Raw genomic sequence first — 16,888 nt, forward strand, 5'->3', positions numbered from 1 at the left:
TGTATAAATATTCTAACTCTATTATACCTAAAAAAACGTACTTTGTCTTCTAATTCGTATCTACTTGTACAGTTTCAATTATTTGTTCAACTTCTTCTTCTACAAGCTGCAATAAATCAGAACATTCTTTAACTAGAGTTAATCCTTCCTTGTAAGTTTTTAACAATTCATGCATAGATAAGCTTTCGTCATCTAGTTTTTTTACTACTTCTTCTAGGGCTGTATATTTCTTTTCGTAATTTTTAATAGATTTAGCCACGTTGTGTTACCTCCTGTACAGTTGCTTTCACAGAACCATCTTGAATATGTATATCCAATGTATCGCCTAGTTGTACATCTTGAATCGTTTGTAATGGAGCACCATTAACATCTACTTTAGCAAAGCCCTTGATGACCTTAGACAATGGATTTTTATTATCTAATTGAGTTGCTAATATAGCTAACTTACGTGATTCATCTTGTGTTTTCTTTTGTATTGCACTATGTAGTAGGTGTTCGAAGCGTTGTAATATATTTTTCTGTTGATGCACCAAGTTCATAGCAGGTACAGTAATCTTACGGTTGGTAATAGAAAATAACTGTTGTTTTTCTTTTTGAATACGATACTGTACTGTGTTGTGAATAAAATCTAATTTTTGCTGTACTTCTTCTTGTAGGTCCACCAGTGGATAGATAGCTAGCTCAGCGGCATGACTAGGAGTAGCCCCTCTTACATCTGCAACAAAATCGCATAATGTATAATCTACTTCATGACCTACTGCAGACACAATCGGTGTTGTACAGTGGAATATAGATTCTATTAAGGATCTGTCATTAAAGCACCATAAGTCTTCCATAGAGCCACCACCACGACCAACAATAATTAGATCTACATCTGGATCCGCATCTGCCATAGCTACACCACGAGCAATAACAGGGCCTGCAGTAGGTCCTTGTACAGGTACATTAAATACTTTAAATGTCACTAATGGATTGCGATGAGATGCTACATGTAAAATATCATGTATAACTGCTCCCGATGCAGAAGTAACAACGCCGATACAACTCGGTACAGGTGGCAAAGGTTGTTTGTGCCGTTCGTCAAAATACCCTAACGCATATAGTTCTTGTTTTAATTTTTCATAGGCAATTTGATAGTCACTTTTGGCACCAATACGAATGTCTTCACAAATAAAACTTAAACGACCAGTCTTTTCGTAAAAACTAATGTTTCCTCGTACTTGTACTAACAAACCGTTTTCAAGGGCACCTTCCAAGCCATGTTGTTGCACTTTAGAACGCCACATAGCCATATCAATGGAGCCTGTATCATCAATGAGAGAAAAATAATAATGTCCTGTACTGTGACGTTTTACATTAGAGATAACACCTTCAACAATACAGTTTTTTAAGAGAAATTCTCCCTCTACGGTTTGCTTAATAATTTTATTTAATTCTCCAACGGAGTAAGCATCCATTCTATTCTCCTTCAACAACCTTTGCTCCATAGGCATTACCTGAGGCATTATCTGCACTATATTTAGAGGATACACATAACACATCTAAATCATGATGGTGTCCCCAATGAACTAAGCGATCTTGTAAGTAGGTATTAGCCATGACACCACCGGCAGTAATTAAGGTTGTAATATTATGCTTTGTTAAAATATGAGATAAGGCTTTCTCTAGGGAACTTCCAATACAATGGAACACAGAGGCTGCCAAGATTTGTGCATTTTTTTCTGTACTAAATGATTCTCTATCAGTCCAATCGATAGGCTTATGTTGCAATGATTCCCACCAACGTTGACCAGCGCTATATGGACCACCAAAGCTAATAGTAGATTCTTTTACGGATATAGGAAGCACAGAGTCTACGTTGTATTTAATACGTCGTCCCAATGTTTCCATACTTGGACCTGCTGGAAATTGTAATCCCATTAAGACACCTAGTCGGTCCACTAACTGGCCTCCAGCTATATCATCAGAGCCTCCCACTATTTGCACTTTAAAACCACTTTTATGAATGCGTTCACAAAGAATAAATTCCGTGGTTCCTCCTGAAAGGTGCAAACTTAAAAAGGGCCCTTCGGGAATTTCACCAATTTCACGCAAGGCTGCCCATATATGATTCTCTTGATGAGAAAATACATGGACAGGAACTTGTAAACAATGTCCCAGTGATTTTGCTGTATTAAGACCTACTAAGAATGCCGGCATATAGGAATCTTCTTCTCGTCTTGGAAAACCGCTGACACCGATAGCTGAAATGGGCTGATCCAAATGTAAAGACTGAATCAGTTCACCTAAAGCACGAGTATGTTGAAATACCATTTGTGACTGTTGCAACCCTCGTTTCCCTTGCGGTACCTCTAGGAGCTTTCTAACTTCCTGAACTAATCTACCTTCCTCATCAACAAGAGCACAAGATGTAGTATAACAGCTTGTATCTATTCCTAAATAATAGGCCATATTATTGTCTCGATTTGGCTAAATTATGAAGAATAGCATTAATGTACTTATAGGAAGTCTCTCCTCCAAACTCTTTTGCTAATAGAACAGCTTCATTGATGACAATTTTAGCTGGTGTATCCGCTTGTGGATGTAATAACTCCCAGGCTGCCATACGCAAAATAGTAAGTTCTACTTTAGGAAACCGCTCCATTTTACGTTTAGGAGAAAATTCTTGTAACGCTGCATCTAATTGTTCTATTTCACTACGTACACCTACAATTAATTGCTCTGCAAATTGATTGGCTTTTCCTTGCATGTTAGTAGTATCTAAAACTGTCTCCTCAACTACTTCCCCTGAAAAAGTATCTGCATAAATTGTTTCAAATGCAAATACTCTTGCTAACCTACGATGATTCATGACTAGGTTCCCTTCTTTCTAAACCGTCGATGTGTACATCTACACGAACACGGTATAAGTCTAACATATTTCGTAAATCTTGCCGCACTTGTTGTTGTATTTGTCGCGCCACTTCTAATGGATGTGATCCACAGTATAAACGAAGATATAAATTAATTTCTATGAAAGCATCTCCAAAGGTATCTCGTTTATGCTTTACATTCATTCCAGGCCAACTTTTTTGACCTAATTTTTGTGAGATACCATCTACAACACCATCAAAAAATCGTTTACTCATAGAGTGAATTTCATCGAATGATGACAATACTCTTGCAGTGACATCTAAAATAACGGCATCTGTAATTTCAATTTCTAAATGATCTGACATACAAATCCCCTATGATATGGTACTTTCAAAAATAATATCTTGCACATAAATATCAACACTGTTTACAGTAGCATCTGCCATAGATACAAGAGCACTTTTCACTCGTTCTTGTAAACGTAATGCAATATCTGGAACACGATATCCATAATACACGGCAATATGTAGAGATACTTGTAATGAGCCATCTTCCATGACTTGTACTTTTACACCTTCCATGGCATTTTTTCTACCAAATAAGCTACTTACTGTATCTCCAAATGTTGTGCTCATACCCGCAACACCTTTCGTTTCTAGTGCTGTCATGGTAGCAATCATTTCATAAACAGAATGATCGAACTGTATCAGTCCTTCAAAAAAGCGATTATCTTCCATATGTTTACCAAAAAAAGCATTTGTCGTCCCACCACAGGCCAACAAATGCTTTTAATTACAATACTATATTAGTTGTTAAAAGATCAAATCTGTGGTTTAAGCACGTTCAATATATTGTCCAGTACGTGTATCTACACGTAATACATCGTCTACTTCGATGAATAAAGGTACTTTTACAACATAACCTGTTTCTAATGTAGCAGGTTTATTACCACCAGTTGCAGTATCGCCACGGATACCAGGGTCAGTTTCAACTACACGTAACTCTACGGCTACAGGTAAGTCAATACCGATAACAATGCCTTGGAAGAACATAATAGATACTTCCATGTTTTCTAATAAGAAGTTTTTAGCATCTCCTAATTGGTCAATTGTTAACTCAATTTGGTCATATGTTTCATTGTCCATGAATGTATATGCTCCATCGGACTCATATAAGAAAGCCATACGACGACGATCAACGTGAGCTTTTGGCACTTTTTCACCAGCATTGAAAGTACGCTCTACTACAGCACCTGTTTGTAGGTTTTTCAATTTAGCACGTACGAAAGCGGCACCTTTACCTGGTTTAACATGTTGAAAGTCAACTACTTGCCATACATTACCGTCTAATTCGACAGTTACGCCTGGACGAAAATCATTACTGGAAATCATTGTAAATCCCTCCATTACACATCTAGTTCTATTAAATCTTTAGGAGTTTGTGTGAGTATTTCACAGCCCTCCTTAGTAACTATAACTGTATCTTCAATGCGAAGCCCCATATGGCCTGGTAAATAAATACCTGGTTCCACGGTGACGACCATATTTTCTGTTAATACATCTTTGGATCTAGGTGATGCTACTGGTAATTCATGGATGTCTAAGCCTACACCATGACCTGTACCATGACCAAAATTAGAACCATAACCTTGTTCCTTAATATAGTCTCTGCAAACTGCATCTACCTCAGCACCGGTAACGCCCTCTCTAATGAAAGCAACACCTCGAGTTTGTGCTTCTAGTACGATGGAATAGAGTTTCTTTTGTTCATCACTAGCTTTACCTAATACGATAGTACGTGTCATATCAGAGTGATATCCGTTATACATAGCACCAAAGTCAAAGGTAACAAAATCGCCTCGTTCCATCACTTTATCGCTAGCCACCCCATGAGGCATGCTAGAACGATAGCCAGATGCCACAATAGTGGTAAAAGATGGCTCTCTAGAACCACGTTTTAACATTTCAGTTTCTAAAATGATGCGAGCCTCATTTTCAGTCATCCCCACCTTTAATTGTGGCAACATGGCTGCAAATGATTCATCAGCGATGCGAAAGGCTTGTCGTAAACACTGTAGCTCGTCGTCTCGTTTTACTATACGTAGGCTGGCAAAATCAAAGGATAAAAATTCTGTTTCATCTAATGTATCACAAACTTCTTGAAACACATCGACACTCATATAATTTCCTTCAAAGCAACATGTGGTTAATGCAATGTTGGATGAACTTAGTATATTCTTAATTGTATCATATACATAGCCCGTATATTGGATGACCTCATACCCTTCACATTGTTCTTTAGCCTGCTCTGTATAACGACTATCCGTTATCATATAGGCTTTGTCAGGCGTTACAAATGCCACTCCAGTGGTCCCTGTAAATCCTGCAAAATAATGTAAGTTAATAGGGCTAATGAGGATGGCTCCTCCATATGTTTCTTCTGTTAGGAATGCTTGCAAAGCGACTAATCCATTCATCGTCTCGCCTCCTTAAAAAGCATCAACTAATGATACCATATAATGCATAGTTATGACAAATTGAATAGATTCGATTAGATAATTTCTTTTTCTTCTTCTGTTAAATCTATGAATGTGCCTACTTCTTCAATAGAGTCAAGTGTAATGTTATCGATAGCAATACGTTGTAAGTATGTTACCGTTCCACCACAAGCACCAATCATACGCTTCACTTGATGATACTTTCCTTCGTAAATCGTCAACTCACAGGAGTGAATCGTTTCACCAGATTCATTCATCACGCCCTCATCATTGTGTAGTGTTAATTCTGCTGGTTTACACTCTGTACCATCCCCTAAAACCATGCCTTCTTGAATGCGACGAATACCTTCCTCGGACAATATACCGCTATACTCTACATAGTAGGTTTTACCAATATTCTTTTTGCCATGAATAATTTTATGAGCCCATGGACCATCGTTGGTTAATAATAGCAACCCTTCTGTATCTTTATCGAGTCGTCCTACAGGAAATACTTTTAAAGTTTGAAACTCTTCAGGAAGTAATTCCATAATAGTATGGTCTACAGAATCTTCAACTGCTGTTACATATCCAGCTGGTTTGTGAAATTTAATATAATATTCTAATTGTGCTTGTACGACTTGATCTTGAACCGTAACAACATCTACATCAGGATTGATATGTATATCTTTCTTCTTGATAATAGTGTCATTTACTTTTACCAGACCTTGTTTAATTAAATCATGTACTTCTTTTCTTGTACCAAAAGCTTTATGGGCTAAAAATTTATCAATCCTCACCGTAACCACCTTCTCTCACATGAGTATGAGATGTATCATTTAAGATACAAATACGATTATAAGGGGATTTATCACCCCAGAAATCCACTACACTAACAGCTGTATTACCTTGTGCTAAACGCCATAAACAATTTAATGGAATACCTGTTAATGCACACAATAATGTGCGTATAGTTCCGCCGTGACAAACTACTAATAATCGCTCTCCATCTTCCATAAGTGATAATTCTTCTATCAGTCTAGCATAGGCACGCTCTTGCACCATTTCTACAGTCTCCCCATTAGGAATTGGTTTTTGTGAAGGATCTTCATAGATAGCTTCGATTTGGCCTGGCCACCGTTCATTAATTTCAGAATAGGTTAAGCTTTCCCAGTCGCCAAAGTTAATTTCTCGTAATCCTTCTGTGAAAGTAGTAGGAATATATCGGCCTTTTAAAATTTCTTCAGCCGTAACTCTAGCTCGTACTAGGTCTGAAACAATAGCTCTATCAAAATGAACATCTTGTAAAGCATTCCCCACATCCACAGCTTGAGCCATGCCTTTTTCATTTAATGGTATGTCGCTGAATCCTTGATGCTTTCCAAGATGATTCCAATCTGTTTCACCATGGCGGACAAAATAAATTTGTATCATAATATCTCCTATTATAATCTAAAATATGCTTGTAAAGCCTGTATTAGTTGCTGATTTTGCTTTCTTGTTTTGACAGCTACCCGAAACCAATTAGGCCCTAGCCCAGTATACTGAGAGCAGTCTCTAAGTAAGATAGATTGATGATATAAATTCTGAATCATATCTTCTAATGAATACTGCTCATGTAGGTGGCAAAGAATATAATTCACAGATGGTTCAATGCACTGTAAGGAGTCCATCTGCATAAGCTCCTTATATAGCCATTCTTTTTCTGTTTTTAGTGCTGTACGAGTCCTTTTTATATAATCTACATCTTGTAGAGCTTCTTCGCTGTATATTTGAGCTATATGGTTTACAGACCAGGCAGGAATATGATCTTTGATAAATTGTGAAATCATAGGATTTGCTAGCATCGCCCCAATACGTAAGCCAGGGACTGCGTAAAACTTAGTTAAAGAATGCACAACAATCACACTGTCATAATCCTTTACATAGTTACGCATAGAATAAGCATCCCCTAAAAAATCAATAAATGACTCATCAAAGACTAGATAATGACCATTTTTTTGGCACACTTTAAATAGTTCGTCACTTCGATCTTTCCATATGGTACCACAAGGATTATTAGGATTTCCAATAAATACTAAGCGATGCTTAGATTGATTTAAATCATGTAATATCGTTTCTAAAGGATAGGCAAAACGAAATGATTCCTTATTGAATTGTAATTCATATTCTATGACTGGCAATCCACAAGAATGAGCACCATGGCTATACTCTGAAAATCCTGGAGCTGGTACATAAACACCTTCGATTTGCGGCAATCGACAGATGGCATAAATTAACTCTGCCGCTCCATTGCCAAAAACGATGCATTCCTTGGGCATATTCCACAGTTCAGAGGTGATGGAATACAGATGAGTCATATCTGGATCTGGATAATGAATAACATCCTGCAATGCGTCCTTCACGGCATACAAGCCCTTACTACTCATCCCTAATGGGTTAATATTGGCACTAAAATCTAAAATCTGATCTAAGGAAGTATGTAATAGTCGGCTCGCTTTATGCACATTGCCACCATGTACATTTGTTGTTTTCACCATGATAACCTCCTTTATCGTTCCATGAAAGTAATTCCTTCATTCGTGGTTTCTACTATATCCATGAAGGTAAGAGTTGGTAATTCCTGCTTTACTCGCTGCAGGCAGTGTACAATACTTGGTGAGTCTGGGGGAAATAGCAAACCCAGTACAGTTCCACTATGGGCAATAATCGTTCCGATAGCATTACACTCTACACCTATTTGATGTAAAGCATATAAATTCGGCTTCTGCAAAATACGTTGATTACCGAAAGAACTAATGGTAGAGGCTTCACCGATAAGTTTAACATTATGCTTATGTATACCTTCTTTAAATTTTGCTAAAGCTTCTACCATCAACTCTTCTTTTTCATCAATTAAAATATCTAAATTTTGCTGATGGTTAAACTGTACCGTATCAATCGTACCGCCTTCATCAAACATGACAATACGAATCGGTGGACATGTTCCTAATAATTCACAACATGTACCATTTAGATAATCAAATTGAACAATACCAGGGTAAAAGGGAGCATCTGTAGGTTCGAGTGATAAGCAGATTGATGCCAATTGCTCCATAGAAAGATCGTAGCCATGACTTTTAGCTGTAGCCATAGCTACTACACTAATATCTGCACTACTAGAAGCCAATCCTTTGCCTTGTAAAATATCGGAATGTAAATATATGGGCTTCGCCGTAGATCGATCGATTCCTAATGTATCCAATACCATGATGTAAGCTTGATAGGCCTTTGACTGTAAAGAAATCGATGAAAGAGGAAGTGGATATTGTACATCACCAATGGCGTAGGAATAGCGATTAATAGGACAGGTTACTAAAAATCGTTGTCCTTTTATGGAGCCTTGAATAAACTCTCCACAAGTGCCTGGCGTTCTTACATAAAATGCCAACTCTACTTCCTCCTTTCATTTATATAACACTGACAATAATTGCGCCTAAAATGATAAAAATTTCTGATAATTCACATACAAATCCATACGTGTCCCCTGTAGTTCCTCCTAAATGTTTTGTCACATAGGAATTAATGATAAGATTCACAGCTAAAGCAATGACAAATAGATACGCATACAACCATTCATAGAAGAACAATGGTAATAATGCCAATACCGTTGCAACCGATGTGGCATACTTAGGGGAATTAGCAGCAAAAAATTTACCGATTCCTTCCGGTCTTGCATAAGGAAACTTTTGAATACTAATGACCATCGTATAGCGACTCAATATAGGCATACTCACCAGAACTATAGGGACAACTACAGACGGTAGATTTACTAATAATTGCCATTTTAAGAGCGTTAAAAATACAAAACCTACTACCCCATTACTCCCTACTCGGCTATCTTTCATAATCTCTAATTTACGTTCTCGATCGCGCCCTGAAAATAGGCCGTCACAGGTATCCATAAATCCATCTGCATGAAGTCCACCAGTAAATAGAAATTCAAAGATAACTAACATAAGCATCAGTAAGGATACTGGAAAGTACGAATTTGCTAAACTATAAAGAGCCCACATAAAGGCGCCAATGACAAGTCCTACTAAAGGAAAATAGGTAACGGATGCGCCAAAGTCTTCTACTTTCCACTCTGTTTGGTTTACAATTTTTAAACGTGTTAAAAATTGAAGTCCTACAAAAAATCCTTTCATGTTCCACCTACCATTGATTAATTACATATGTACTGACCATTGTTAACGCAACACCCAAGATAGAAACAGTATACATCAAATATATAGTTTGATAAATGTGTTTCCCTACCATAGATGTTATAGGGTCTCCCATATAGGCCCGAAAGGTGACTTTATCGTGATATACATTTTTTCCGCCTAACCGAATATGTAATGCCCCAGCTACAGGAGCCTCTGCATACCCCCCATTAGGACTAGGATGTTTATGTGCATCACGAGTGGCTATACGAATGGCATGTTTCCAATCTTTGCCACAGAGAAAAGAGGCTATCACAAATAAAACACAAGTAATACGTGCGGGAATATAATTAACTACATCATCTAAGCGGGCTGCAAATCGACCAAAATATAAATAGCGCTCATTTTTATAGCCTAACATGGAGTCCATCGTATTAATAGCTCGATATCCAATGGCGCCCCAGGGACCTAATAGGACAAACCAAAATAGAGGGGAAATAATGCCATCTACTGTATTTTCCGCTACTGTTTCAATGGTAGCACGAGTAATTTCGCTTTCATCAAGTTCACTAGTCTTACGACCTACAATCCATCCCACTTTACGGCGTGCTTCAGATATATCTTGTTTTCTCAACAAATTAGCAATTTCTATGCCTGACTCGGCTAAGCACCGTGGGCTAATGGCGATATATAGGCACAACAAAGAAACGATAAAATAGCCAATTGGATGAATAGTACCACCGATGAACAATAGGCCCGTAACGATGATCATAACAGTAATTATGACCAATAAAACGGTAGAGATGCCTAACAAGATTTTATGTTTTGGTGTCGTATTCTTTTTGTACAATATATTTTCATAGAAAGAAATACAATTGCCAATCAATACCACTGGATGATACTTACTCCTAGGATCACCCACTAAAGTATCTAATAAAAGTGCTCCCAAAGGAATAAAATATAGAAGATGGTGCAAAAACCATTCCATTATTCTTGCTCCCATAATGATTGAATATAATCCATATCTAAATGTTCTTCTACAATCGTAGCTAATCGATTATAGGCAGCTTCTTTATGTTCAAAATAGCGGAATACAATATCTAATGGCCCTAATCCTTTTTTTGTACGCAATGCATTCAAGATTGCACGACGTAATCCATCATTATCTAAAATGCCGTGAATATATGTGCCCATTACTTGACCATTACTAGTGACAAAACCATCGATCACATCTACCTTAGTATCACTACGCTTTTGAATATGGAAACAACGTTCTCCCGGTCCTACTGGCTGTGTATCTCCCATATGAATTTCATAGCCTACAAGATTTTCACCACTATAATTAGTACCTAAGAAAGATAACTCCTTTACATCAAAACAAACTTGATGTGTTAATTTTTCAGTTTTCATAGTAGTAGCTGTTGGAAGCAAGCCCAAACCTTTTAATTCAGGAATATCCCCTTCAATCCCTTCCGGATCATAAAGCATTTCTCCCAGCATTTGATTACCACCGCAAATACCCAATACAGGTACCCCAGCATTTGCTAAGTCGTGGATATCTTTATCATAGCCATGCTCTTGCAAGTATGATAAGTCAGCTAATGTATTTTTAGAGCCTGGTAAAATTACCATATCTGGATGGCCAATTGGCTCCCCTTGTTTCACAAAACGAACAGATACATCTGGTTCATAGGCAAGAGCATCAAAGTCTGTAAAGTTAGAAATTTTAGGAGTTTGCATGACCGCAATCGTAATCTCCTTAGATACACCTCTATATTTACTTTCTAATGCTACAGAATCTTCTTCATCAATATCAAGGTTTTCTATGGCTGGTACAACACCAACTACTTTTTTACCAGTCTTCTGCTCAATAAAATCTAAAGCTGGTTGCAATAAGGTTACGTCACCACGGAATTTGTTGATAATAATCCCTTTTACCAAATCTCTTTCATCAGGCTCCAATAACTCTAATGTGCCTACAACAGAGGCAATAGCACCACCTCGATCAATATCTGCAATAAGCATAACAGGAGCCTTTGCCAATTTAGCAACGCGCATGTTAACAATATCATTAGCTTTTAAATTGACTTCCGCAGGGCTACCAGCCCCTTCAATGACAATCATATCAAAATTTTCATCAAGATATTGTAAACTTTCTTTTACTTTATCTAAGGCTGTTAAGGAGTATTTTGTATGGTATTCTCTAGCGCTATACACACCTACCGGTTTGCCCATTAACACAACTTGAGAGGACTGATTGCCTGTAGGTTTTAATAGAACAGGATTCATTTGTACAATAGGTTCTAAACCTGCTGCTTCCGCTTGTGCTACTTGGGCACGACCAATTTCATCCCCTGCTTTTGTAACATAGGAATTTAATGCCATATTCTGTGCTTTAAAAGGTACTGTTTTATATCCCTTATTGTGCAAAATGCGACACATTGCTGTAGCTAAAATACTTTTACCTACATTAGAACTGGTACCTTGAAACATAATCTTTTTAGCCATGGTGATTTACCTCCAATGCTTTTATATCAATTGTTATACCACTGATTGTCATATACGCTTCATCAGCCTCTGCTGCTACCATACGATTGACACGTCCCATAATATCTCTAAAAATGCGAGCTAACTTATTTTCTGGCACGATACCTAAACCAATTTCATTGGTAACAAAAATAATTGTTTTTTCATCGTCTCCCCTATAAGCTCGAATAGCATCGAGTACAGCCTGTACTTCTGAAAGTATAAATCTTTCACGATTATTTATATCTTCCTGAGATGTAAATTCTCCATCTTGTAATACTAGATTAGTAGTCCACATCGTTAAGCAATCTATTAATACCACAGAGCATTCATCTAATACTTTTTGAATCTCTGCACTCATAGCATAAGGAATTTCATAATTGTTCCAAATCTTTTTACGCCGTTCTTGATGCAAATGAATACGATGTTTCATTTCCTCATCATAGGCTTGACCTGTAGCAATATATCCTTTTTGTCCTTCCTTTGATAGTGCTAACGTTTCTGCAAATTCACTTTTGCCACTACGGGCACCACCTGTACAAAATATGATACGATTTTTCATAGTATACCTATACAAAGTTGCCCTTTATCAGTTATCATAAGTACTATACATTCATTAATAAAGGAGACAACTATGGAATTATTAAATTTAGACATCCAATTAATGGCCACTCTATGGGAAAATACATACCGTGCAGCCATCAAAGATCAAAATGGAAATTATGTAGCTTCTGTACGCATCATTGTGAATGTACCACTTTCACCAGATCGGTTACCACCAAACGCCCCAAAGGCAGATCCACAATTATTTGTATTGGTAGAAGATGCTGTGATGGAATCAGAAGACATCATTCAGTTTGAAACATTATTATCTGTACACATCCGTGAGAAATTTAAAAATGAAATCGATCAGATCTATTTCTTCTATCCAAGCCCAGAAGATGTATTAAACAAAACTGTAGATGTACAAGAAGTACAACATTAATTACAGTAACTACATACATAGTATTATAGCACATCCAAAAAGATTTGATAGAAATAATCTAAGAGATACTAAAAGGAGGTACCCAATATGGAGTACCTCCTTTTATATCGTATACTATTTCACTTCATCTTCTACGCGCGCTAAGATAAATAGCAAGTCGGATAAGCGATTCAAATAGCGAAGATTCGACATATGAATCTCTTCTGTTTCTCCTAATTTCCATAGGTCTCGTTCTGCACGGCGAACGATGGTCCGACCTAAGTGTAAGAAACTAGATGTTTTACTATCGCCAGGTAAAATAAATTTAGATAGGGGCTCTAATTGTTCATCAAATTTGTCGATGATCTGCTCTAAATTAGTCACATGCTCATCTGTAATAGTAGCTTCTTGCCCTAAGCTAGAGATATCAGCCATAATCATCCATAGTTCTTTTTCAAGTTGCAATAATGTGTCTTGCACTACCTTTTTATCAGAGTACGCACGAGCTACTCCAAGAAAGGCTTGCGCCTCGTCAATGGTTCCGTACGTACAAACACGTTGAGATGCTTTACTTACACGTTCACCAGTGTATAAACCAGTAGAACCTGCATCGCCTGTTTTTGTGTACACTTTTGCCATAGTATACCTCCTTAACAATTAGAAATCTTACGATCTCTGTAACATAAGATGTGCATTGCTCCCTTTATATACGACTCGCTATGTCACGCAAACGTTGAATACGACTTTCTGTAGATGGATGCGTGCTAAATAATTGAGTCATAGTGGAAGAAATCCCACTTAAAGGATTAATGATAAACATGTGTGCTGTAGATGATACGCGGCTTTCACTTTGCCCTGGAAGCACACCAAATTTAGCATAATGCTCAATTTTGGCTAATGCAGATGCTAAGGATAATGGCTTGCAACTCATCATCGCCCCTTCTTCATCTGCTAAATACTCACGAGATCGTGAAATAGCCATTTGAATTAAGCTAGCTGCCAAAGGTGCTAAAATGATAGTGCCAATTAATGCTAAAGGATTAGAATTCTCCTCATCATCACGGCCTCCAAAAATAGCTGCCCATTGTAACATATTCGCCACCATAGCAATAAATCCTGCCATACTGGCTGCAATAGTACTAATTAATGTATCTCTATGTTTCACATGAGAGAGTTCATGAGCTAGTACACCTTCAATTTCATCATCTGTTAATAAGTTCATAATACCTGTTGTCACAGCCACTGCTGCATGCTCAGGGTCGCGGCCTGTAGCAAATGCATTAGGTACTTCTGATTCAATAATATACACCTTTGGCATCGGTAACCCTGCATTATGAACTAATTTTTTTACAATATGAAAGATGTTAGGATTGTTTTGCTCTGTAATTTCTTTTGCATCATACGCACGTAGTACCATAGACGCACTATTCCAATAGGTATAGAAGTTGATACCTAAGGAAATAATAAACATCAGTATCATTCCAGAGTGACCTCCAACCATTTGACCGATCACCATCAATAATCCTGATAATAATGCCAACAAGGCTGCTGTTTTTATATTATTCATGTATTCCTCCTACTTAGATATATTTTAGAATATATATACTTAATTATATCATATACAGTTTAAAAGAATCATGAAGTGTTTTACTCATATTTAATTTTCACAACTTTAGCGCCTTCACGGTCTGCATGAAGCACAAAGCGACGACAATCAATATCGTGATTCATAAAGACAGAGCTCATGGCATCTGCTACGGTCACCCCATGTTCTGGAGAACAATAAGCGATTAAAGTAGAACCTGAACCACTAATAGTAGACCCATAGGCTCCATGTTCCTTAGCCGCCGTAAATACTTCGTCACAATAGGGAATCAACGTTTTACGGTATGGCACATGTAGATAATCCTGTAACGCTACAGACAAATTGTCCATACGATTTTGTATCATTGAACCTACGAATAAAGTAGCAAAGCCTACATTGGCAACGGCTTCCTTATAACTTAATTCCGTTGGCAGTACACTACGTGCATAAGATGTTTCTACAATCACTTCTGGTACTACTACAGCAAAAGTTAAATTACTTGGTACATCGATATGAGAATGAAATACCGTATCATTTCCACCAACAGCACAGACTAAATTCCCCATAATAGCTGGCGCTACATTATCTGGATGCCCTTCCATATCATTGGCAATAAGTAATAACTGGTCCTTGTTTAGCGGCTCCTGTAAATAGGCATTGGCCAATAGTAAACCACCTACAATGGCAGTAGAACTACTACCAAGTCCTCTTGACGGAGGAATTTGTGTATTAGAATGGATACGACCGTATACTGGTGTAGTATTCACCTCTTTAAATACACGCTCCATGGCAATACCCACTAGATTTTGACTATGGTCTTCCTGTTCCAATAAATCTGCCCCAAAACCTTCAAAAGTATACGTATTAGATGTAGCCTCTGTATCAGGTTCAAAGGTAAATAAATTATATAAGTTTAATGCGACTCCTAGACAATCAAATCCAGGACCACAGTTAGCACTCGTAGCCGGTACTTGTACCGTAATAGATTTCATGAACACTCCTTTATTCAACCATAATGCGGATGACACTACCCACTTCTCTAACGACACGTAAATGATTGAAAGAATCAATTAAATTTTGAATATACGCATGAGGGCATTTAGAAGTAATGATCGCTAATGTAGCCGTATCATTATCTGCTTTACGTTGAATCACTGAATGAGCAGAAATACGTTGTTCTGCTAATTTGGTCGCTACTTTTGCCAATACACCTGTAGAGTTATCCACAGTCATGCGAATGTAATAAGCAGATTCAATTTTGCTAGAACTATACATTGTTTTTTGAGGATAATAGAATTGTTTCATTTCCCCTGTTTTGCCTTGCACCACATTGCGGGCTACTTCCATTACGTCACTCACAATAGAACTACCGGTTGGTAAGCTACCAGCTCCACGACCATAGAACATAGCATCATCAAAGCCATTGCCACATAAGAATACAGCATTAAAGGAACCTCGAACAGAGGCTAATGGATGTGTGTTGGCAATAAAAGCAGGATGTACATTTAAAGACAAGCCTTTTTTCGTTTCTCTCGCAATACCTAATAACTTAATCGTATAGCCAAACTCTTTACCAAATTGGATGTCACTAGCATCAATTTGTGTAATTCCTTCACAACTTACATCTTCAAAGAAGATACGTTTATTAAAGGCAATAGAACCTAAGATAGCTAATTTACGTGCTGCATCATAGCCTTCCACATCGGATGTAGGGTCAGCTTCCGCATAGCCCAGTTCTTGTGCTTCTTTCAGTACTTCTTCGTAGCCTAATCCATCTTCACTCATTTTAGACAAAATAAAATTTGTGGTTCCGTTTAGAATCCCCATGATTTCCGTAATTTGGTTACTACCAAAAGAATCATATAAGGCACGGATGATCGGAATCGCCCCTGCCACACTCGCTTCAAAGCGTAAATCCACATGATGTTTTGTAGCTAATTCCATAAGATAGGGACCAGCTTCTGCTAATAAATCCTTATTAGCCGTCACCACATGTTTTCCAGCAATAATAGCTTCTTCAATACAAGTACGTGCAAAGGTGGTACCACCCATCACTTCTACCACAATATCTACAGATGGATCTTGTAAAATTTCTTTATAATCTGTTACAAATGTAGCCGTTGCAGGTAGTGTAATATGACTATATTTGTCTGGATTTCTAACATAAATTTTATCCACAATCACTGGTACATCAATACGATTTTGTATGACATCTAAATTTTTTGTTAATAGTTCAACTGTACCCTGACCAACAGTACCAAAGCCCAAGAGGGCAATCTTTACGCCTTGCTTCATTATTT

General features: G+C 37.5%; 21 protein-coding genes. 1 reads left to right on the top strand and 20 read right to left on the bottom strand.

The window, feature by feature from the left end:
- Positions 1-49: 49 nt before the first annotated feature.
- The 16 genes from xseB to cobU form a co-directional block, all read right to left on the bottom strand.
- A complete protein-coding gene (xseB, locus tag EO116_RS00210) occupies positions 50-259 on the bottom strand; it encodes an exodeoxyribonuclease VII small subunit (RefSeq protein WP_062402788.1) in 210 nt (69 codons plus the stop codon).
- Positions 252-1,457, bottom strand: coding sequence for an exodeoxyribonuclease VII large subunit (gene xseA / locus EO116_RS00215; RefSeq protein ID WP_127160134.1), 1,206 nt, complete (start codon positions 1,455-1,457; stop codon positions 252-254). The genes xseB and xseA overlap by 8 nt, the downstream gene beginning before the upstream one ends.
- 1 nt (position 1,458) lies before the next feature.
- Positions 1,459-2,451 (bottom strand): metallohydrolase, encoded by a 993-nt coding sequence (locus EO116_RS00220; RefSeq protein ID WP_127160135.1) that lies wholly within the window; start codon positions 2,449-2,451, stop codon positions 1,459-1,461.
- Position 2,452: 1 nt separating this feature from the next.
- Positions 2,453-2,851: a transcription antitermination factor NusB gene (nusB, locus tag EO116_RS00225; protein ID WP_127160136.1), complete on the bottom strand. Its 399-nt coding sequence runs from the start codon at positions 2,849-2,851 to the stop codon at positions 2,453-2,455.
- Complete coding sequence (locus tag EO116_RS00230) at positions 2,838-3,218, bottom strand: Asp23/Gls24 family envelope stress response protein (protein WP_127160137.1); 381 nt, start codon at positions 3,216-3,218, stop codon at positions 2,838-2,840. The genes nusB and EO116_RS00230 overlap by 14 nt, the downstream gene beginning before the upstream one ends.
- A gap of 9 nt (positions 3,219-3,227) precedes the next feature.
- Positions 3,228-3,590 (bottom strand): Asp23/Gls24 family envelope stress response protein, encoded by a 363-nt coding sequence (locus EO116_RS00235; protein WP_127069248.1) that lies wholly within the window; start codon positions 3,588-3,590, stop codon positions 3,228-3,230.
- A gap of 96 nt (positions 3,591-3,686) precedes the next feature.
- Complete coding sequence (efp, locus tag EO116_RS00240; protein WP_126939116.1) at positions 3,687-4,244, bottom strand: elongation factor P; 558 nt, start codon at positions 4,242-4,244, stop codon at positions 3,687-3,689.
- 14 nt (positions 4,245-4,258) lie between these two features.
- Positions 4,259-5,329, bottom strand: coding sequence for a Xaa-Pro peptidase family protein (locus EO116_RS00245; protein ID WP_127160138.1), 1,071 nt, complete (start codon positions 5,327-5,329; stop codon positions 4,259-4,261).
- A 74-nt stretch (positions 5,330-5,403) separates the two neighbouring features.
- Positions 5,404-6,129: a pseudouridine synthase gene (locus EO116_RS00250; RefSeq protein ID WP_127160139.1), complete on the bottom strand. Its 726-nt coding sequence runs from the start codon at positions 6,127-6,129 to the stop codon at positions 5,404-5,406.
- Complete coding sequence (locus EO116_RS00255) at positions 6,119-6,763, bottom strand: histidine phosphatase family protein (protein WP_127160140.1); 645 nt, start codon at positions 6,761-6,763, stop codon at positions 6,119-6,121. Before EO116_RS00255 ends, EO116_RS00250 begins: the two co-directional genes overlap by 11 nt.
- An 11-nt stretch (positions 6,764-6,774) precedes the next feature.
- Positions 6,775-7,869 carry a histidinol-phosphate transaminase gene (locus EO116_RS00260; RefSeq protein WP_127160141.1) on the bottom strand — a complete coding sequence of 365 codons (1,095 nt, stop codon included), beginning with the start codon at positions 7,867-7,869 and terminating at the stop codon, positions 6,775-6,777.
- An 11-nt stretch (positions 7,870-7,880) separates the two neighbouring features.
- Positions 7,881-8,759, bottom strand: a complete 879-nt coding sequence (locus EO116_RS00265) for a GHMP kinase (protein ID WP_127160142.1) — start codon at positions 8,757-8,759, stop codon at positions 7,881-7,883.
- Positions 8,760-8,778: 19 nt separating this feature from the next.
- On the bottom strand, positions 8,779-9,516 hold the full coding sequence (gene cobS / locus EO116_RS00270; protein WP_127160143.1) for an adenosylcobinamide-GDP ribazoletransferase: 738 nt from the start codon (positions 9,514-9,516) through the stop codon (positions 8,779-8,781).
- A 7-nt stretch (positions 9,517-9,523) separates the two neighbouring features.
- Positions 9,524-10,501: an adenosylcobinamide-phosphate synthase CbiB gene (gene cbiB / locus EO116_RS00275; protein WP_240629081.1), complete on the bottom strand. Its 978-nt coding sequence runs from the start codon at positions 10,499-10,501 to the stop codon at positions 9,524-9,526.
- On the bottom strand, positions 10,501-12,021 hold the full coding sequence (locus tag EO116_RS00280; protein ID WP_127160145.1) for a cobyric acid synthase: 1,521 nt from the start codon (positions 12,019-12,021) through the stop codon (positions 10,501-10,503). Before EO116_RS00280 ends, cbiB begins: the two co-directional genes overlap by 1 nt.
- On the bottom strand, positions 12,014-12,601 hold the full coding sequence (gene cobU / locus EO116_RS00285) for a bifunctional adenosylcobinamide kinase/adenosylcobinamide-phosphate guanylyltransferase (RefSeq protein WP_127160146.1): 588 nt from the start codon (positions 12,599-12,601) through the stop codon (positions 12,014-12,016). The genes EO116_RS00280 and cobU overlap by 8 nt, the downstream gene beginning before the upstream one ends.
- A gap of 72 nt (positions 12,602-12,673) precedes the next feature.
- Here cobU and EO116_RS00290 point away from each other — a divergent pair, with 72 nt between their 5' ends.
- Positions 12,674-13,024 carry a hypothetical protein gene (locus tag EO116_RS00290; RefSeq protein ID WP_009353780.1) on the top strand — a complete coding sequence of 117 codons (351 nt, stop codon included), beginning with the start codon at positions 12,674-12,676 and terminating at the stop codon, positions 13,022-13,024.
- Positions 13,025-13,138: 114 nt separating this feature from the next.
- On the opposite strand, the gene EO116_RS00295 is transcribed toward EO116_RS00290, so the two are convergent.
- The 4 genes from EO116_RS00295 to EO116_RS00310 form a co-directional block, all read right to left on the bottom strand.
- Positions 13,139-13,642, bottom strand: a complete 504-nt coding sequence (locus tag EO116_RS00295) for a cob(I)yrinic acid a,c-diamide adenosyltransferase (RefSeq protein ID WP_009353784.1) — start codon at positions 13,640-13,642, stop codon at positions 13,139-13,141.
- Positions 13,643-13,706: 64 nt separating this feature from the next.
- Positions 13,707-14,570, bottom strand: coding sequence for a zinc metalloprotease HtpX (gene htpX, locus EO116_RS00300; RefSeq protein WP_127160147.1), 864 nt, complete (start codon positions 14,568-14,570; stop codon positions 13,707-13,709).
- 80 nt (positions 14,571-14,650) lie between these two features.
- Positions 14,651-15,580, bottom strand: a complete 930-nt coding sequence (gene thrB, locus EO116_RS00305; RefSeq protein ID WP_127160148.1) for a homoserine kinase — start codon at positions 15,578-15,580, stop codon at positions 14,651-14,653.
- 10 nt (positions 15,581-15,590) lie between these two features.
- Positions 15,591-16,883, bottom strand: coding sequence for a homoserine dehydrogenase (locus tag EO116_RS00310; RefSeq protein WP_127160149.1), 1,293 nt, complete (start codon positions 16,881-16,883; stop codon positions 15,591-15,593).
- Between the last annotated feature and the right edge of the window lie 5 nt (positions 16,884-16,888).

The organism is Veillonella sp. VA137, from assembly GCF_003992015.1.
Taxonomy (GTDB): domain Bacteria; phylum Bacillota; class Negativicutes; order Veillonellales; family Veillonellaceae; genus F0422.